This is a genomic window from Rathayibacter sp. Leaf299, from assembly GCF_001423055.1.
Classification (GTDB): domain Bacteria; phylum Actinomycetota; class Actinomycetes; order Actinomycetales; family Microbacteriaceae; genus Rathayibacter; species Rathayibacter caricis.
Window position 1 is genome coordinate 1 of sequence record NZ_LMNT01000004.1, and the last position, 17,537, is coordinate 17,537.

The following is a 17,537-nucleotide window of genomic DNA, read 5'->3' on the forward strand; positions in this document are numbered from 1 at the left end:
CGGATCACAAAACCCGGCCGGGGTTATAAAATTGGCATTGAACATAGTGCACGCTGTTGAGTTCTCAAGAATCGGACACACCCCGCCTCCACCCCACAGAGGAGCTTCACAACGAGAGTGATCGAAGTATTAGCGAAGACCCTAAGGCCCTCGATTTGTTTCCTGTGCCGAGACCGGTTAGGCTTATCAGAACCGCAGTTCCGATCGCCCCCGTGGCAACTCGACTAACTTAGCACATCCGCAGGCCGTGTCAAATCGGCTTCTTTGTGATGTCAGCGGCCGGGAGCTTTCGATCCGACTGCCGTGTTCACGAGGAGCACGACGATCGTCACGATCGCCTTCCGAAGCCTTCATCCGCTCGTCGCCGCCGTTGCCGGTGGCGATGTCGCTTCGAAGCCGGGACCAAAGTCCTGCAGAGGCTGTACATCTTACGCTCACGATCCTCAGCCCTCAAGAGACGAATCTCTAACAGACCTCGGAGTGAGAGGATGGTCCCCGCTTGAGGCCGACGAACTGGTCTCGACGCTCTGCGTCCGACTCTCGCTCGCCGCTCCTTTGGGGTGACGAGGAGTTACATTACGTCGATGTTTCGCGGGGCCGCAAATCGCCCGCAACCCGGGCGTGTCGCCTCACGCCTCCGGTGCGACGAACGCGCCGGCGAAGCTCTTCTTGCCGCGGCGCAGCACGGCGATCCCGTCGATCAGCGGGAGGTCGCCCAGCAGGGTGGAGTCCTGGGTCACCACGGTGTTGTTCACGGAGATCCCCCCCTGGGCGATGCCTCGACGCGCCTCGCCGAGACTCGTCGCGAGTCCCGCCTCGACGACCGCCTGAATCACGGGCGTGGAGGCGTCCGCTTCGATGGTGCGCACGGCGGCGAGCGCACCCCGGAGGATCCCGGCGTCGATCCCGTCGAGCGAGCCGCGACCGAACAGGGCGGAGGCGGCGGCCTCGACCGCACGCGTGACGTCCTCGCCGTGCACGAGCGACGTGACCTCCCACGCGAGCGCGCGCTGCGCCTCCCTCTTGAACGGGGCGGTCGCGGTCGCCTCGGCGAGGCGCTCGATCTCGGTCCTGGGGAGGAACGTGAACACCTTGAGCCGGTCGACGACGTCGCTGTCGTCGACGTTGAGCCAGAACTGGTGGAACGCGAACGGGCTCGTCAGCTCGGGATCGAGCCAGACGGCGTTCCCCTCGCTCTTCCCGAACTTCGTGCCGTCGGAGTTCATCACCAGCGGAGTGCCGATCGCATGCACCGACACCCCGTCGGTGCGGTGGATCAGATCGGTGCCGCTCGTCAGGTTGCCCCACTGGTCGCTCCCGCCGGTCTGCAGGACGCAGCCGTACTGGCGGTGGAGCTCGAGGAAGTCCAGGCCCTGCAGGATCTGGTAGCTGAACTCGGTGTAGCTGATGCCGGCGTCCGAGTTGAGGCGCGCACTGACGGCGTCCTTCTTGATCATCGTGCCGACCCGGAAGTGCTTCCCGATCTCGCGCAGGAAGTCGATGGCCGAGAGCGGTGCCGTCCAGTCCAGGTTGTTGACCAGGCGCAGCGCGTTGTCCCCGTCGGTCGCGAGGAACCGGGACACCTGCCGCTGGAGCTTCTCGACCCACTCGGACACGGTCTCCCGGGTGTTGAGCGTCCGCTCCGCCGTCGGGCGGGGGTCTCCGATCAGCCCCGTGGACCCGCCGACGAGACCGAGCGGTCGGTGCCCCGCGAGCTGGAAGCGCCTCATCAGGATCAGCTGCACGAGGTTGCCCAGGTGCAGGCTCGGCGCTGTGGGATCGAAACCGCAGTAGTAGGTGATCGGGTCGCCGGCGAGCAGCTCCCGGAGCGCCTCCCGATCCGTCGAGACGTGCACCGAGCCGCGCCAGACGATCTCGTCCCAGACGTTGTCGAAGCTCGGGTCCAGCAGGGGATGCGAAGCGGAGCCGGTGGGTGCCTGATCGATCACCGGTCAAGGGTACCGTCGGTCGGACGCCGACCGCGGGCCGGATCAAGCGCGGAGGCTTGATCCCGCCGAATCAAGTGTGGATACTTGATCACGGAGGCCCCCATGTTCGTCATCACCGCCGACCAGCGCGACAGCCGCCACGACGCCGACCGCGTCGACGACGCGATCGCGCGACTGACCGCCGACAGACCCGACGACCTGGTGCTGCCTCCGGAGCGCACCGCCGGCGACGAGTTCCAGTGCGTCCTCGAATCGGCGAGCGCGGTCGTCCCCCTCGTGCTCGCGCTCCACCGCAGCGGCCACTGGAGCATCGGCCTGGGGATCGGCCCCGTCGAGCGCCCCCTCCCCCGCACCATCAGAGCCGCGACCGGCGACGCCTTCTTCGCGGCCCGGCGCGCGGTCGAGAGCGCCAAGAGCAGGCCGGCGCGCTTCGCGCTCGACCCGGACGCGAGAGGCGGGGCCTTCCCCTCGGTCCCCGATGCCCAGGCGCTCTTCGATCCGCTGCTGCACCTGCGCGATGCGCGATCGGACGCCGGATGGGAGATCATCGACCTCCTCGCAGCCGGGCGGAGCCAGAAGGAGGCCGCCGCACAGCTCTCCGTGACTCCGCAGGCGGTGAGCCTCCGGGTCCGCGCGGCGAGCGCTCGGGTCGACGGACCCGCCGCCGACGCCCTCGTCCGGCTGCTGACGGTGGTCGACCGTACGCTCGACCCCACCGACGGAAGGACCGAGCGATGATCCCGCCCCGCACAGCACTGAGCGACACCGTGGCCGCCACGGTGCAGACCGCCGCCACGACCGGGGTCGTCCTCGTCCTCGTCGCGGCGCTCGTCGGAACCGTCCTCGCCCTGCGGCTGCGAGGACCCGCTCTCGCGTGGATCCCCCTCGGCGGAGTCGCCGCGGCGTTCCTGCTGACGGGACTGGGCGCAGTGGCAGCCCCCGCGCCCGTCGCACTCCTCGTCGCCACTCTCGCCTTCGCCCTCGCGATCCTCGGGGGCGGACCCGCCGTGCTGCTGACCCTCGATCTCGCGACCGCCGATGCGCGGGCGGGCGTCCACGGCGGCATCATGATCGCCGCCCCGCGCCCGGCGACCGCTGCTCCGACCGCCATCGGCCAGCCCATCGAGGTCCTGCGCGGCGGCACCACCATCGGTCTTCTCGAGCGCCTCGCCACCGCGGGCGCCCTGATGAGCGGCATCCCCGAGGGGGTGGCCGTCGTGGTCGCCGTGAAGGGCGTCGGGCGGTTCAGCGAGCTCGCCTCACCGGAGGCGCGCGAGCGGTTCATCATCGGAACTCTCGCGAGCCTGGCCTGGGCGGCGGCCCTGGGCGTTCTGGGGCGGATCTACCTGACGGGCTGAGTGCCGCCCGGTCGCCGACGCGGCACAGCGGGCCGGTACGGCGAGACCGTCGGCTCCTCGGGGATCGAGAACCGCCACGGGAACTCGGGGCCGCCTCCGGGTCCCGCCACCCCCGTCCGCGGCGTGGCCAGCACCCTCACCGGACCAAATCGCGGCCGCAGCTCGAACGACGCCTCGAGGGGATCGCCCGTCTCCGAGAGCAGGACCCCGAGCGCCTGCGCGAGTCGTGCCGGTCCTCGCGCGAGATCCCGATCGGGCGCGGTGCCCCGCCGCGATCTCGCGAGCGCGACTCCCCCCACGATCTCGCCCGCGCGCAGGAGCACGGCGGACGCGGTTCCCTCGGGAGCGCAGACGATGTTGACGCAGGTGTGCATGCCGTAGGTGAAGTACGCGTACACGGTGCCGGGAGGGCCGAACATGGGCGCCGTCCGGTCGGTGCGCCGCCGGTAGGCGTGCGAGCCGGGGTCCTCCCCCACGCCGAGGTACGCCTCGACCTCCGTGAGACGGACCGCCACCGAACCCTCGCCCGTGCGGTGCACGAGGGTGCAGCCGAGCAGATCCGGCGCGACGTCCACCGCGGAGCGGCTCAGGTCGATCGGCGGAAGCACGCTCTAGAAGAAGCTCTGGCCGGTCATCACGGTGATGAGGACGACGGCCACGATGATCACCGAGGCCACGACGACGAGCGTGCGCTGCTGCCAGGGGCGCAGCGTCGGACGCTGATCGTCGTCGTCGTCGCGACGCAGGGTCATCAGCGCTCCCCCCGGAGCGACGAGCGCACCACGCGCACGCGCTCGGTCAGCCGGGCGAGCTGCTCCGCGACCCGGTCCGGCGCCGTTCCGCCGACGCCGTCACGACTCGCGACGGAGCCCTCGAGGGAGAGCACGGAGCGCACGTCCGGCGTGAGCAGAGGCGACACGGCCGAGAGTGCCTCGTCGTCGAGCTCCTCGAGGCCGAGGCCGCTCTGCTCCGCCGCCTTCACGAGCTCGCCCGTGATCTCATGCGCGTCACGGAACGGGACGTGCTTCTTGACGAGCCATTCGGCGACATCGGTGGCGAGCGAATAGCCCTGCGGAGCGAGCTCCGCCATCCGCTCGGTGTGGAAGGTCAGCGTCGCGATCATCCCGCTGAACGCGGGCAGCAGGACCTCGAGGGTCGTGACCGAGTCGAAGACCGGTTCCTTGTCCTCCTGGAGGTCGCGGTTGTACGCGAGCGGCAGCGCCTTGAGCGTCGCGAGCAGACCGGTCAGGTTGCCGAGCAGACGGCCCGCCTTGCCGCGCGCGAGCTCGGCGATGTCGGGGTTCTTCTTCTGCGGCATGATCGAGGACCCGGTCGAGTAGCCGTCGTCGAGGGTGACGAAGGCGAACTCGCGGGTGTTCCAGAGGATGATCTCCTCCGCGATCCGCGAGACGTCGACTCCGATCATCGCGGCGACGAAGGCGAACTCGGCGACGAGGTCACGGCTCGCGGTGCCATCGATCGAGTTGGGGACGCTCGCGGCGAAGCCGAGCTCGAGCGCCACCGCCTCGGCGTCGAGACCGAGCGTCGAGCCGGCGAGGGCACCGGAGCCGTAGGGCGAGACGTCCGCGCGGACGCCCCAGTCGCGCAGTCGCTCCAGATCGCGCAGCAGCGCCCACGCGTGAGCGAGCAGATGATGCGCGAGCAGCACGGGCTGCGCGTGCTGGAGGTGCGTGCGTCCGGGCATGATCGCGCCGGGGTGGGCCGAGGCCTGTGCGGCGATCGCGTCGATCAGCTGGACGACCTGCTCGGCGATGACCGCGGCGTGGTCGCGGAGGTACATCCGGACGAAGGTCGCGATCTGGTCGTTGCGGGAGCGGCCCGCGCGCAGCTTGCCGCCGAGCTCGGGGCCCGCCTCGAGCATCAGACCCCGCTCGAGCGCGCCGTGCACGTCCTCGTCCGAGTCCTCCGCGACGAAGCGGCCCTCGGCGACGGCGGCGCCGAGCCGCTCGAGTGCGGCCAGCATCCCGGAGAGCTCGGCGTCGTCGAGGTAGCCCGCGGCCGCGAGTGCTCGCGCGTGGGCACGGGAGCCGGCGAGGTCGTACGCGGCCAGCTGCCAGTCGAAGTGCGTCGACTTCGAGAGAGCGGCGAGCTCGGGCGACGGGCCGCCGGCGAACCGGCCGCCCCAGAGAGCGCCGGCCTCGCCCGCGCGGGCGGAGGGTCGTTCCGTCATGGTTCTCCTCGGGGTCGGCTGTCGAGTCTACTGAGCGGCGGCGGGCTCGCCCGCGCGCTCGAGGAGCCAGACGAGGAGCGCCTTCTGGGCGTGCAGCCGGTTCTCGGCCTCGTCCCAGATCACGCTCTGCGGCCCGTCGATCACCTCGGAGGTGACCTCGTAGCCGCGGTCTGCCGGGAGGCAGTGCAGGAAGAGGGCGTCGGGGGCGGCGGCGGCCATCGTGCCGGCGTCGACCCGGTAGTCGCCGAACGTCGCGACGCGCTCCGCCTTCTCCTCCTCCTTGCCCATGGAGACCCAGGTGTCGGTGATCACGATGTCGGAGCCGGCGGCTCCCTCGGCCGGATCGGTCGTCGTGGTCGCCGAGCCGCCCGTGCCCGCGGCGATGCGCTGGGCGTCGGCCAGCACGGCGGGGTCGGGAGAGTAGCTCTCGGGAGACACGATGCGCACGTGCATGCCGGCCGTCGCACCCGCGAGCAGGTAGGAGTGCGCCATGTTGCTCGCTCCGTCGCCGAAGAAGGTCAGGGTGAGCCCGGCCAGGCGCCCCCGGTGCTCGCGGATGGTCAGCAGATCCGCGAGCAGCTGGCACGGGTGGAACTCGTCGGACAGCGCGTTGACGACGGGGACCCGTGTGCCTCGCGCCATCTCCTCGAGTCCGGACTGCGCGTAGGTGCGCCAGACGATCGCGGCCACCTGCCGCTCGAGGACGCGCGCGGTGTCCGACGCGGTCTCCTTGCCGCCGAGCTGGCTGCTCGCCGTCGAGATGATCAGCGGCGACCCGCCGAGGTCGGCGATGCCGACGGCGAAGGACACCCGGGTGCGCGTCGAGGACTTGTCGAAGATCACGGCGACGGTCTGCGGACCCTGCAGCGGTGTGCGCGACCACCGGTCGCGCTTGAGCTCGAGGGCGAGGTCGAGGATCTCGGCCTGCTCGGCGGGGGTGATGTCGTCGTCGCGGAGGAAGTGGCGGGTCACGGGCGGGGGTCGCTTTCGGTGGAGGAGTGGTCGGAGGTGATCGCCGCGAGAGCGCGGCCGAAGCGAACGGCGAAGTCGTCGACGTCGTCGACGGTGATGATGAGAGGAGGCGCGAGGCGGATGCTCGTCTCGTTCGCCGCGTTGACGATCAGGCCCTCGGCGAGGGCCGCGGCGGCGAGCTCGGCCGCGACGGGCTCGGTCAGGGCGATCCCGAGGAGCAGCCCCGCTCCGCGGACGCCGCCGATCAGGGGCGAGCCGATGGCGTCGACGGCGCGCACGATCTGCGCCCCGCGCTGCCGGGCGTTGTCGAGCAGTTCGGCCCGCTCGATCTCGCCGATCACGGCTGCTGCCACCGCGGTGGCCAGGGGGTTGCCGCCGAAGGTGCTGCCGTGGTGCCCCTTCTGGAACAGCTCGGACGCTCGACCGAAGGTGACCAGCGCGCCGATGGGGAAGCCGCCGCCGAGTCCCTTCGCGAGCGTGATCGCATCGGGGACGATCCCGGCGCTCTGGTAGGCGAACCAGTGGCCGGTCCGCCCCACTCCGGTCTGGATCTCGTCGACGATCAGGAGCGCGCCGTGCTGCAGGGTGAGCTCGCGAGCCCGCTGGAGGAAGCCGTCCGGGAGCGGGACGACTCCCGCCTCCCCCTGGATCGGCTCGACGACGAGCGCGGCGACCGAGCCGTCGATCGCCCGCTCGAGCGCCTCGACCGTGGCGTCGATGTGCTCGACTCCGGGCGGCATCGGCTCGAACGGCGCCCGCATGGACGCCTTGGCCGTCAGCGCCAGTGCGCCCATGGTGCGGCCGTGGAACGCGCCGTGCAGAGCGAGGATCCGTGGCCGCGGACCGCCCTGGACGTTCAGCCGCGCGAGCTTGAACGCGGCCTCGTTCGCCTCCGTGCCGGAGTTCGCGAAGTAGACACGGCCCGCGTCACCCGCTCCGCTCAGCTCGCGGAGCTTCTCGGCGAGCGCGATCTGCGGCGCGGTGGCGAAGTAGTTGGAGACGTGGGCGATCGCGCCCGCCTGACGGGCCACCGCCTCGACGAACACCGGATGGGCGTGACCGAGCGAGTTCACCGCGATCCCGCCGAGGAAGTCGAGGTACTCGCGCCCGTCGACGTCCCAGACGCGGCAGCCCTCGCCCCGCTCGAGGACCGCGAGCGGAGCGGCGAAGGTGCGCATCATCGCCGCGGCGTAGCGGTCGCGCGCCTCGTCGGTGCGGGAGTCGGTGAGAACGGAGTCGGAGGACATGGCGAGCCTTTCTGAGCGAACGGACCGGCCGAGGGGGCCGTCGGTGCGCGGATCCGGATGGATCGGCGCTCGGAGCCGGGGCCGCTGAGAGGTCAGCGGCCCGACGTTCGCTCCCGGTCGACCGTCGGCGGGGAGGCGACGACCTCGGTGCCGACGCCCTCGCTCGTGAACACCTCGAGGAGCACGGAGTGGGGCAGACGACCGTCGATGATCGCCGCCTTGGGGACCCCGCCCTGCACCGCGTCCAGGCACGCCGTCATCTTGGGGATCATGCCCGACTCGAGGGAGGGCAGCAGGGCGATGAGCTCGTCGGACGAGATCTGCGAGACGAGGGAGTCGCGGTTCGGCCAGTCGGAGTAGAGGCCGGGGACGTCCGTCAGGATCACCAGCTTCTCGGCGCCCAGAGCCACCGCGAGCGCGGCAGCGGCCGCATCGGCGTTGACGTTCAGCGACTGCGTCGGATCGTCGGAGTCGGGCGCGATCGACGACACCACGGGGATGCGGCCGGCCTCGAGCTGCGCGAGCACGGCGGCAGGGTCGACCGCGACCACATCGCCCACGAGCCCCAGATCGTGCTCGACACCGTCGAGGACGACACCGCGCCTGCGGCCGAGGAACAGCCCGGCGTCCTCCCCGGAGATCCCGGCGGCCAGCGGTCCGTGCTCGTTGATCCGGCGGACGATGTCGCGGCTGATCTGCCCGGTGAGCACCATCCGGACGACCTCCATCGCCTCGGGGCTCGTCACGCGGTACCCGCCCCGGAACTCGCTCATGATGCCGAGCCTGTCCAGCATCCGCGTGATCTGGGGCCCTCCCCCGTGCACGACGACCGGCCGGATGCCGGCGTACCGCAGGTAGACGATGTCCTGCGCGAAGGCGCGCTGCAGTTCCTCCGACACCATGGCGTTGCCGCCGAACTTGATCACCATCGTGCGGCCGTGGAAGCGCTTCAGCCAGGGCAGCGCCTCGATGAGCGTGCCCGCCTTCGCGCCCGCGTCGGCGCGCAGGGCGGTGCCCTCCGCCTCGGTGTGCGTGTCGTGGTCCATGTCCGCCTCAGCTCGAGTAGGCCGAGTTCTCGTGCACGTAGTCGTGCGTGAGATCGTTCGTCCAGATGGTCGCGGTGGCCCCTCCCGCGTGCAGGTCGATGTCGACCGAGACCGCCCGCGGTGCGAGGTCCACCAGGTCGCGGCTCTCGAAGGGCTCGCCGGCACGGCAGACCTGCACCCCGTTGATCGCGACGTCGATGCCGTAGGGGTCGAACTCGGCGTCGGTCGTGCCGACGGCCGCCAGGACCCGGCCCCAGTTCGGGTCGTTGCCGAAGATCGCGGCCTTGAAGAGATTGCTGCGGGACACGGCGCGGGCGACGACCACGGCCTCGTCCTCGCTCGCGGCGTTCAGCACGCGGATGGCCACGTCGTGCGCGGCTCCCTCCGCATCGGCCTGCAGCTGGAGCGTCAGGTCGCGGCAGACCTCGGTGAGGGCGGCGGCGAACGCGTCGACGGACGGGCGCACCCCGCTCGCTCCGCTGGCCAGCAGCGCGACGGTGTCGTTGGTCGACATGCAACCGTCGGAGTCGAGCCGGTCGAAGGTCACGCGAGTGGCCGATCGCAGCGCCGCGTCGAGTTCGGCGGAGTCGAGGACGGCGTCGGTCGTGATCACCACGAGCATCGTCGCGAGGCCCGGTGCGAGCATGCCGGCGCCCTTGGCCATGCCGCCGATGCTCCAGCCGTCGTCCGAGCGGACCGTCGACTGCTTGGGCACGGTGTCGGTGGTCATGATCGCGCGGGCGGCGTCGTCGCCCGCCTCGTCGCCGGTCGCTCCCGCGAGGACCGCGGCCGCGTCCGTCACTCCGCCGGTGATCTTCGCGAGGTCGAGCTGATCGCCGATCAGCCCGGTCGAGCAGACGAGAACGTCACCAGCCGCGACGTCGAGCAGCTCGCCGACGAGCTCGGCCGTGCGGTGCGTCACCTGGAAGCCCTGCGATCCGGTGTAGCAGTTGGCACCGCCGGAGTTGAGGACGATCGCGGACACGACTCCGTCGCGCATCACCTGCTCGCTCCAGAGCACGGGGTTCGCCTTGCACCGGTTGCTCGTGAAGACGGCGGCCGCGTTCTGCAGCGGGCCGAGGTTGCGGACGAGCGCGATGTCGCGCGCTCCGGTCGACTTGAGACCCGCGACGACGCCCGCCGCCTCGAAGCCCGCTGCTGCCGTGACGCTCACGGGGCGACTCCGTTCACACTGAGGCCCAGGGACTCGGGGAGGCCCAGGGCGATGTTGGTGGACTGGATCGCCGCGCCGGCGGTGCCCTTCACGAGGTTGTCGATCGCGGTCACCGCGACCACCCGGCGGGCGCGCTCGTCGACGCCGATGCCGACCAGGGCGGTGTTCGCCCCCACCACGTCGGCCGTCCGTGGGAACACGCCCTCCGGCAGCAGCTGCACGAAGGTCTCGTCCGCGTACGCGGCCTCCCAGGCGGCGCGCACGTCGTGCGCGGACACCCCGGGCGCGAGCCGCGCCGTCGACGTGGCGAGGATGCCCCGGGACATCGGCACGAGCACCGGGGTGAAGGAGATCGAGACGGGGCCGGCGCCCGCGAGCGCGAGGTTCTGCCGGATCTCGGGGTTGTGGCGGTGGGCGCCGCCGAGCCCGTAGGCGTGAGCGGAGCCGAGGAGCTCGCTCGCGAGCAGATCCGTCCGCAGGGTCCTGCCCGCGCCGGAGGGGCCGACCGCCAGCACGGAGACGAGGTCCGCGGCCTCGATCACGCCGGCGTGCACACCGGGCGCGAGACCGAGGGTGACGGCCGTGACGTTGCAGCCGGGCACCGCGATCCGCCGCACGCCCCGGAGGAGCTCGCGCTGCTTGCGTCCGCCGCCGCCGATCAGGAGCTCGGGGAGTCCGTACGGCCACGCCCCGGCGAACTCGCCGCCGTAGTAGTCGGCCCAGTCCTGCTCGTCGCTCAGCCGGTGGTCGGCGCCGCAGTCCACCACGAGCACGTCCTCGGGGAGGGTCGCGGTGATCTCTCCGGACCGTCCGTGCGGCAGTGCCAGGAACACGACGTCGTGACCGGTGAGGTTCTCGGTCGTGGTGTCGACCAGCGTCAGGTGACGCAGCGACCGCAGGTGCGGCTGGAGAGCGATCAGAGGCTGGCCGGCGTTCGCGTGCGCCGTGACGGTCCGCACCTCGAACTCGGGGTGATCGGCGAGCAGGCGCAGCAGCTCGCCGCCCGCGTATCCGCTCGCACCGGCCACCGCCACGGAAAAAGTCATGCCCGACAGCCTAGTCCGTGCGGGCGACGCGATCGGTCCGGCCGCCTGCTCCGCGGGGCGGACGGCCGGCCCGCTCAGTCGCGCAGGCGGGCGCCGAAGCGCTCGGCCGCGAGAGCGACTCCGCTCTCCTTCGACGCGGTCGCCTCGGCGGCCGTCAGAGTGCGATCAGCGGCGCGGAAACGCAGCGCGAAGGTCAGCGACTTCGTGCCCGGCTCGAGGCCCGCACCCCGGTAGTCGTCGACGAGTCGCAGCGACTCCAGCAGCATCCCGGCCCCCTCGGCCACGGCCGAGCGGACCTCGCCCGCCGGCACCTCCACGGAGACGACGAGCGACAGGTCCTGCGTCGCGGCGGGCAGGGCCCCGACCGGACGCGCGACGACGACGCCACCCGCGCGGGCGAGGACGGGATCGAGGTCGATCTCGACGACGGCGACCCGGCGCGGCAGACCGAGCTCCTCTGCCAGCGAGGGCAGCAGCTCCCCCGCCCAGCCGACGACGGCGCCGGCGAGCAGGACCTCGGCGGTGCGTCCCGGGTGCAGAGCCGCGTGGGCGCCCTGGCGGATCTCGAGCTCGACTCCGGCGGCCGCACCGACCGCACGGACGACGTCGAGCGCGTCGCGCCAGTCGACGTCGCGCTGGGCGACACCGGGCTGGCGCTCCACGGCGGCGCCGGTCAGCAGCGCGGCGACGTGCAGCGGCTGCGGCGGGATGCCGGCGTTGAGAGACCGTTCGACCTCGGCCGAGGGCCGCTCGGCGCCGCGCGGCAGCTCGGCCGAGCCGAACGGCGCGTCGGCGTCGGGGAGGAACACGGTGCCGGTCTCGTAGAGGGCCAGATCGGTCAGCCCGCGGGAGCGGTTGCGCGCGGCGACCTGCACGAGGCCGGGCAGCAGCGTGACGCGCAGCTGCGCCGCGGTCGCGTCGAGCGGGTTCGCCAGTGTGACCTGCTGCACCGAATCGCCGGTCGGCGAGCCGAGCCGATCGTTGATCGACCGCGACAGGAACGGGTACGAGAGCACCTCGACGAGCCCCTGGGCGGCGAGCGTCTGCGCGATCGTCCGGCGCAGGCGCTGCCCGGTCGTCAGACCGCGGCCGGGAGGAGCGACGGGCAGGATCGACGGGATGCGGTCGTACCCGGTGATCCGGGCGACCTCCTCCGCGAGCGTCGCCTTGTCGGTGAGGTCGGGACGCCAGCTCGGCGGAGTGACGAGGAGCCCGGCGCTGCCGGCCTCGACACTCGCACCGATCTCGACGAGCGAGCTCCGGATCTCCTCCGGCGTGTAATCGACCCCGATGAGGGCGGACACGTAGCCGTCGGGCAGCTCGAGGACGGGCGGCGCGACCGAGCCCGTCAGGGACGAGCCGAGCTCGTCCGCCGTGCCGCCGGCGAGCTCGACGAGCAGCTGCACGGCCCTGGCCGCGGCGATCGGGGCGACCAGCGGATCGACTCCGCGCTCGAACCGGCGGGAGGCCTCGCTCGGCAGCTTGTGCCGGCGGGCGGTGCGCGCGACGGACACCGGATCGAAGTTCGCAGCCTCGATCAGGACGTCCCGGGTCGCCCCGCCGATCTCGGTGCGGGCGCCGCCCATGACGCCGGCGAGACCGATCGCTCCGCCGTCGTCGGTGATGACCAGGTCCTCCGCGTGGAGCCGACGGGTCTGCCCGTCGAGTGTCTCGAGGGTCTCCCCCGGCTGCGCACGCCGCACGACGATGCCGCCCTGGAGGGTGTCGAGGTCGTAGCCGTGCAGGGGCTGGCCGAGCTCGAACATGACGTAGTTGGTGATGTCGACCACGAGCGAGATCGACCGCACGCCGGCGAGGCGCAGGCGCGCGACCATCCAGGGCGGGGTGGGACGCGCGGTGTCGACGCCGCGGACGACGCGGGTCACGAAGACCGAGGCGCCGTCGCGGCCGCGGATCGGCGCGCCGTCCTCGATCGAGACGGGGAACACGGGAGCGTGCTCGGAGCGCTCGACGCCGGTGACCGCGAGGGCGGGGTCGCGGAACGCGGCTCCCGTGGCGTGCGCGTACTCACGGGCGATGCCGCGGAGGGAGAAGGCGTAGCCGCGATCGGGGGTCACGTTGACCTCGACCGCCGCGTCGTCGAGGCCGAGCAGTCCGATCGCGTCGGTGCCGACCTCGGGATCGATGCCGAGGGTCGCCAGGCGCAGGATGCCGTCGTGGTCGTCACCGAGGCCGAGCTCGCGGCTCGACGCGATCATGCCGTCCGAGACGTGACCGTACGTCTTCCGCGCGGAGATGGGGAACGGGCCGGGCAGAACAGCACCGGGAAGAGAGACCACGACCTTGTCGCCCGCGACGAAGTTGTGCGCGCCGCAGACGATGCCGCGGACGTCCTCGCCGCCGTCGGCTGCCGTCTCCCCCTCGGGGGCGACGCGGACGGAGCACCAGTTGATGGTCTTGCCGTTCTTCTGCGGCTCGGGGGTGAACTCGAGCACCTGCCCGACCACGACGGGTCCGGAGACGTCGAAGCGGTGGACGTCCTCCTCCTCGAGACCGACGGAGACGAGCGCGGCGTGCACCGACTCGGTGCTCGTGCCCGGCTCCAGATCGACGTACTCGCCCAGCCAGCTCAGCGGAATGCGCATCAGATCACCATCCCGTACTGCTCGCTGAAGCGGACGTCGCCCTCGACCATGTCGCGCATGTCCTTCACGTCGTTGCGGAACATCAGCGTGCGCTCGATGCCCATGCCGAAGGCGAACCCGGAGTACTCCTCCGGGTCGATGCCGGCCGCGCGCAGCACGTTCGGGTTGATCATGCCGCAGCCTCCCCACTCGATCCACCGGGCGCCGCCGACGAACGTCGGGTGCCAGATGTCGAGCTCCGCGCTGGGCTCGGTGAAGGGGAAGTAGTTGGGTCGCAAGCGGATGCGGGCCTCGTCGCCGAACAGGAGTCGTGCGACGTGCTCCAGCGTGCCGCGGAGGTGCGCCATGGTCAGACCGCGGTCGACGGCCAGCCCCTCGAACTGCGTGAAGACAGGGGTGTGCGTCGCGTCGAGCTCGTCGGTGCGGTACACGCGTCCGGGTGCGATGACGTAGACGGGCAGGTCGCGCTCGAGCATGGAGCGGATCTGCACCGGCGAGGTGTGCGTGCGCAGCACCAGATGGGAGTCGACCGGATCGACGAAGAACGTGTCCTGCATCGCGCGGGCCGGGTGGTCCTCGTCGAAGTTCAGGGCGTCGAAGTTGAACCACTCGTTCTCGAGCTCGGGGCCCTCGGCGATCTCCCAGCCCATGCCGACGAAGACGTCCGCGATGGTCTCCTGGAGGAGCGAGAGGGGGTGCCGGGCGCCGACGCGGCGGAAGGACGCGCCGGCGGTGACGTCGACGCGCTCGGCGTCGAGGGCGGCGGACTCCTCCGCGGCGACGAGCTCGGCCTCGCGGGCGGTGTAGGCGTCGCCGACCTGCTTGCGGGCGGAGCCGACGAGCTTGCCGGAGGCGGCCTTGGCCTCGGGGGGCACGGAGCGCATCTGCGCGTTCAGTCGGGCGAGGGCGGAGCCCTCACCGAGGTGGGCGGAGCGGGCCGCTTTCAGGGCAGCGGAGTCGCCGGCCGCGCTGATAGCGGTGAGCGCCTCGGCGACGGCTGAGGAGACGGCCTCGTCGGTGATCGGGTTGCTGTCGGACACGATCCCCCAGTGTAGGCGAGGGGTCGCGCGGGGCTTCCCGCGTGCCCTGTGGGGCGGTCAGGCTCGTCCCTGTCCGGAGAGAGCGGAACGGGACGAGGCCGGGGGGACGTGGGTCTCGATACGCCGCTGTGCGGCTACTCGACCAGCAGGCGGGGGCAGCACTCGGAGACGTCGGTCTCGGTACGCCGCTGCGCGGCTACTCGACCAGCGGAGGGCAAGGAGCCCCTCGCGGACGACCATCCGCGTCCCCGGAGGCGAACGCGCGGATCGCGTGCCAGCGATCCGCGCTAGCCGAACGCACCCCGCTCCCGAAAACGCACCACGCGCCCCGCCGACCGCGGCGCCGTCGCCGCAGGCGAGGGCGCGAATGCACTCAGTCCTGCGCCGCCAGCAGCGCCGTGTCGGTCGTGGCACGGGCGGCGGGGTGGCCGGTCCCTCGGCGTCCACTGTTCTTGGTGCGGATCTCGACCCACTTCGCCAGGCCCGACAGGGCGAGGCAGATGCCGATGTAGATCGCTCCGATGACGATGGCGGCGGGGATGATCGGGCTGTCCAGGCTCGGCTGGTTGCCGAGGTACTTCGCGTAGTAGAGGAGCTCGTTGTACGTGATGATCGAACCGAGCGCGGTGTCCTTCAGCGCCACCACGAGCTGCGCGATGATGACCGGCAGCATCGAGCGGATCGCCTGCGGGAACAGGATGAGCCGCATGACGCCGGCCTTGCTCAGGCCGACGGCGTAGCCCGCCTCCTTCTGCCCGCGAGGCAGCGCCTCGATGCCGGCGCGGAAGATCTCGGAGAAGACGGAGCCGTTGTAGAGCGTCAGCGCGATGACGACCGCCAGGTAGGGGCTGAGCTTGAGCCCGGCGAACGGCAGTCCGTAGTACATCAGCATCATCAGGATGAGGACGGGGATCGCGCGGAACAGCTCGATGAAGAGCGTGACCGGGATGTTGATCCACCGGCGGTCCGAGAGCCGGCCGACGGCGAGGACCAGGCCGAGCACGATGCTGGCGACTCCCGCGGTGGCGAAGGCGGCGAGCGTCTGCCCGAGCGCCGCTCCGATGCTCTGCCAGACGAGGGGGTACTGGAACGCGCGCCACTTCTCGGCCGAGAACTGCCCCGACTCGGCGAATCGCCAGAGCACGAAGGCGAGGAAGGCCGCGAGGAGGAGGACGACGACCGCCCCGATCAGTCGGTTGCGGGCGATGGCGCGCGGGCCCGGGTTGTCGAAGAGGACGGAGCTCATCGGGCGACCCTCCACTTCTTCTCGAGCTGGCGTTGGACGAGCGAGAGCACGGTGACCAGGACCACGAACACGAGCGCGACCCAGAGCACCACGATGAGGCTGTTCTCGCCGCGCTCGTTGAGCTCGCGGACGATCGTGCCGGCCTCGGCGACGGAGAAGCCCGCCGCCACGGTGGTGTTCTTGAGGAGGGCGATCAGCACGCTCATCAAAGGCGGGATCACCGACCGGAAGGCCTGCGGCAGGACGACCTGGGTCATCGTGAGGCCGAAGTCGAGGCCGATGGCGCGGGCGGCCTCGGCCTGCCCGATCGGGACGGTGTTGATGCCCGAGCGCAGCACCTCGGCGACGTAGGTCGCGGTGTAGAGGCTGAGGGCGAAGATCGCGAGCGTCGTGTAGTCGAGGTCCGGCAGATCGAGCTTCGGGTAGCCGAAGGCGAAGAAGAACATCAGGAGCGTCAGTGGCGTGTTCCTGATGGTGTTGACGTACACCGTGCCGACCGCGCGGGCGATCGGGACGGGCGAGACGCGCATGGCGCCGACGACGGTGCCGATGAGGAGGGCGAAGACGAGCGAGACGGCGAAGAGCAACAGGGTGTTGCCGAAGGCCGGGACGAACACGTCGAGGTTGTTCAGCAGAACATCCATGCGGCGAGCCCTTTCATCGGGAGGTGGGTGGGAGAGGCGGGGCCCCGGGGCGGCGCGCTCGGCGCCGCCCCGGGAGACCTGCTAGTACGCGTCGACCGCGGGCTGCTCGACCTCGGTGCCGGACTCGCCGAGAGTCTCGTCGTAGATCGCGGTCCAGGTGTCACCGCCCTCGGTGAACATGTCGTTGATGAAGCCGCGCAGCGCGGTGTCGTCCTTCGCGAGGCCGACTCCGTAGAGCTCGGTGCTGAAGGGCTCGCCGACGACCTTGAGCTCGTCCGGGTTCTGCGCCGCGTAGCCGATCAGGATCGCGCCGTCGGTGGTGACCGCGTCGACCTGTCCGTCGTTGAGGGCGTCGACGCACTGCGAGTACGTGTCGAACTCCTCGGTCGGGACATCGGGGTAGTTGGTGCGGATGTTCTGGATCGGGGTGGACCCGGTCGCCGAGCACACGGTGGTCTCGGCGGTGAGGTCGTCCGGACCCTCGATGGAGTCGTTGTCCGCGGCGACCAGCAGCTGCTGGCCGGTCTCGAAGTAGGGTCCGGCGAAGCCGACCTGCTCCTTGCGCTTGTCGGTGATCGAGTAGGTGCCGACGTAGTAGTCGATGTCGCCGTTCACGATCGACGCCTCGCGGTTGGCCGACGGGATCGCCGTGTACTCGATCTGGTCCTCGGAGAAGCCGAGCGAGGCCGCGATCCACTTCGCGATCTCGATGTCGAAGCCCGAGCGCTCACCGGTCGCGGCGTCGAGGTAGCCCAGTCCGGGCTGGTCCTCCTTGACTCCGATGGTGACCTGGTCGGCCGAGGTCATCGCGTCGAAGGTGGGGCTGCCCTCGAGGGTCACGTCGGTGGCGACCTCGTAGGCCGCTCCGCTCTCCTCGGATCCGGCGCCGGCGTCGCCGGTGCCGGAGTCGCCGCCGGCGCAGCCGGCGAGGGCGAGGGTCGCTGCTGCGATCCCGGCGGTCATGAACATGAGCTTGGTGCGCATGGTCGTCCTTCCTGGGTGTGGCCCGTCTGAGCGG

Annotated in this window: 16 protein-coding genes; 2 read left to right on the forward strand and 14 right to left on the reverse strand. The window is 71.3% G+C overall.

Going from position 1 to position 17,537, the window contains the following annotated elements:
* Positions 1 to 629: 629 nt before the first annotated feature.
* On the reverse strand, positions 630 to 1,949 hold the full coding sequence (gene tyrS / locus ASF48_RS14415; protein ID WP_157603179.1) for a tyrosine--tRNA ligase: 1,320 nt from the start codon (positions 1,947 to 1,949) through the stop codon (positions 630 to 632).
* A 102-nt stretch (positions 1,950 to 2,051) separates the two neighbouring features.
* On the opposite strand from tyrS, the gene ASF48_RS14420 reads away from it, so the two are divergent.
* On the forward strand, positions 2,052 to 2,687 hold the full coding sequence (locus ASF48_RS14420; protein ID WP_055793241.1) for a hypothetical protein: 636 nt from the start codon (positions 2,052 to 2,054) through the stop codon (positions 2,685 to 2,687).
* Complete coding sequence (locus tag ASF48_RS14425) at positions 2,684 to 3,307, forward strand: hypothetical protein (protein ID WP_055793244.1); 624 nt, start codon at positions 2,684 to 2,686, stop codon at positions 3,305 to 3,307. The genes ASF48_RS14420 and ASF48_RS14425 overlap by 4 nt, the downstream gene beginning before the upstream one ends.
* On the opposite strand, the gene ASF48_RS14430 is transcribed toward ASF48_RS14425, so the two are convergent.
* The 13 genes from ASF48_RS14430 to ASF48_RS14485 all read right to left on the reverse strand — a co-directional run bounded on the left by ASF48_RS14430 (position 3,292) and on the right by ASF48_RS14485 (position 17,503).
* Positions 3,292 to 3,915, reverse strand: coding sequence for a DNA-3-methyladenine glycosylase (locus ASF48_RS14430; protein ID WP_055793247.1), 624 nt, complete (start codon positions 3,913 to 3,915; stop codon positions 3,292 to 3,294). The genes ASF48_RS14425 and ASF48_RS14430 overlap by 16 nt on opposite strands.
* A gap of 3 nt (positions 3,916 to 3,918) precedes the next feature.
* Complete coding sequence (locus tag ASF48_RS19455) at positions 3,919 to 4,059, reverse strand: hypothetical protein (RefSeq protein ID WP_157603180.1); 141 nt, start codon at positions 4,057 to 4,059, stop codon at positions 3,919 to 3,921.
* Positions 4,059 to 5,498 carry an argininosuccinate lyase gene (gene argH / locus ASF48_RS14435; protein WP_055793250.1) on the reverse strand — a complete coding sequence of 480 codons (1,440 nt, stop codon included), beginning with the start codon at positions 5,496 to 5,498 and terminating at the stop codon, positions 4,059 to 4,061. The genes ASF48_RS19455 and argH overlap by 1 nt, the downstream gene beginning before the upstream one ends.
* A gap of 27 nt (positions 5,499 to 5,525) precedes the next feature.
* Complete coding sequence (gene argF, locus ASF48_RS14440; RefSeq protein WP_055793253.1) at positions 5,526 to 6,470, reverse strand: ornithine carbamoyltransferase; 945 nt, start codon at positions 6,468 to 6,470, stop codon at positions 5,526 to 5,528.
* On the reverse strand, positions 6,467 to 7,717 hold the full coding sequence (locus ASF48_RS14445; RefSeq protein ID WP_055793256.1) for an acetylornithine transaminase: 1,251 nt from the start codon (positions 7,715 to 7,717) through the stop codon (positions 6,467 to 6,469). Before ASF48_RS14445 ends, argF begins: the two co-directional genes overlap by 4 nt.
* A 92-nt stretch (positions 7,718 to 7,809) precedes the next feature.
* Complete coding sequence (gene argB / locus ASF48_RS14450) at positions 7,810 to 8,763, reverse strand: acetylglutamate kinase (RefSeq protein ID WP_055793259.1); 954 nt, start codon at positions 8,761 to 8,763, stop codon at positions 7,810 to 7,812.
* Between the two features lie 7 nt (positions 8,764 to 8,770).
* Positions 8,771 to 9,937: a bifunctional glutamate N-acetyltransferase/amino-acid acetyltransferase ArgJ gene (argJ, locus tag ASF48_RS14455; RefSeq protein WP_055793262.1), complete on the reverse strand. Its 1,167-nt coding sequence runs from the start codon at positions 9,935 to 9,937 to the stop codon at positions 8,771 to 8,773.
* Positions 9,934 to 10,983 (reverse strand): N-acetyl-gamma-glutamyl-phosphate reductase, encoded by a 1,050-nt coding sequence (argC, locus tag ASF48_RS14460; protein ID WP_055793272.1) that lies wholly within the window; start codon positions 10,981 to 10,983, stop codon positions 9,934 to 9,936. Before argC ends, argJ begins: the two co-directional genes overlap by 4 nt.
* A gap of 74 nt (positions 10,984 to 11,057) precedes the next feature.
* Positions 11,058 to 13,589 carry a phenylalanine--tRNA ligase subunit beta gene (pheT, locus tag ASF48_RS14465; protein WP_055793275.1) on the reverse strand — a complete coding sequence of 844 codons (2,532 nt, stop codon included), beginning with the start codon at positions 13,587 to 13,589 and terminating at the stop codon, positions 11,058 to 11,060.
* On the reverse strand, positions 13,589 to 14,629 hold the full coding sequence (gene pheS, locus ASF48_RS14470) for a phenylalanine--tRNA ligase subunit alpha (protein ID WP_055793278.1): 1,041 nt from the start codon (positions 14,627 to 14,629) through the stop codon (positions 13,589 to 13,591). The genes pheT and pheS overlap by 1 nt, the downstream gene beginning before the upstream one ends.
* A gap of 373 nt (positions 14,630 to 15,002) precedes the next feature.
* Positions 15,003 to 15,875 (reverse strand): amino acid ABC transporter permease, encoded by an 873-nt coding sequence (locus tag ASF48_RS14475; RefSeq protein WP_055793872.1) that lies wholly within the window; start codon positions 15,873 to 15,875, stop codon positions 15,003 to 15,005.
* Positions 15,872 to 16,519 carry an amino acid ABC transporter permease gene (locus ASF48_RS14480; protein WP_055793280.1) on the reverse strand — a complete coding sequence of 216 codons (648 nt, stop codon included), beginning with the start codon at positions 16,517 to 16,519 and terminating at the stop codon, positions 15,872 to 15,874. The genes ASF48_RS14475 and ASF48_RS14480 overlap by 4 nt, the downstream gene beginning before the upstream one ends.
* Before the next feature lie 81 nt (positions 16,520 to 16,600).
* Complete coding sequence (locus tag ASF48_RS14485; protein WP_055793283.1) at positions 16,601 to 17,503, reverse strand: glutamate ABC transporter substrate-binding protein; 903 nt, start codon at positions 17,501 to 17,503, stop codon at positions 16,601 to 16,603.
* Positions 17,504 to 17,537: the final 34 nt, after the last annotated feature.

What these genes read in the sequence shown, in the direction of transcription:
- ASF48_RS14420 (WP_055793241.1), top strand. Translation starts at nt 2,052, where the DNA reads ATGTTCGTCATCACCGCCGACCAGCGCGACAGCCGCCACGACGCCGAC.
- ASF48_RS14425 (WP_055793244.1), top strand. Translation starts at nt 2,684, where the DNA reads ATGATCCCGCCCCGCACAGCACTGAGCGACACCGTGGCCGCCACGGTG.
- ASF48_RS19455 (WP_157603180.1), bottom strand. Translation starts at nt 4,059, where the DNA reads ATGACCCTGCGTCGCGACGACGACGACGATCAGCGTCCGACGCTGCGC.
- argH (WP_055793250.1), bottom strand. Translation starts at nt 5,498, where the DNA reads ATGACGGAACGACCCTCCGCCCGCGCGGGCGAGGCCGGCGCTCTCTGG.
- ASF48_RS14445 (WP_055793256.1), bottom strand. Translation starts at nt 7,717, where the DNA reads ATGTCCTCCGACTCCGTTCTCACCGACTCCCGCACCGACGAGGCGCGC.
- argB (WP_055793259.1), bottom strand. Translation starts at nt 8,763, where the DNA reads ATGGACCACGACACGCACACCGAGGCGGAGGGCACCGCCCTGCGCGCC.
- argC (WP_055793272.1), bottom strand. Translation starts at nt 10,983, where the DNA reads ATGACTTTTTCCGTGGCGGTGGCCGGTGCGAGCGGATACGCGGGCGGC.
- pheT (WP_055793275.1), bottom strand. Translation starts at nt 13,589, where the DNA reads ATGCGCATTCCGCTGAGCTGGCTGGGCGAGTACGTCGATCTGGAGCCG.
- ASF48_RS14475 (WP_055793872.1), bottom strand. Translation starts at nt 15,875, where the DNA reads ATGAGCTCCGTCCTCTTCGACAACCCGGGCCCGCGCGCCATCGCCCGC.
- ASF48_RS14480 (WP_055793280.1), bottom strand. Translation starts at nt 16,519, where the DNA reads ATGGATGTTCTGCTGAACAACCTCGACGTGTTCGTCCCGGCCTTCGGC.
- ASF48_RS14485 (WP_055793283.1), bottom strand. Translation starts at nt 17,503, where the DNA reads ATGCGCACCAAGCTCATGTTCATGACCGCCGGGATCGCAGCAGCGACC.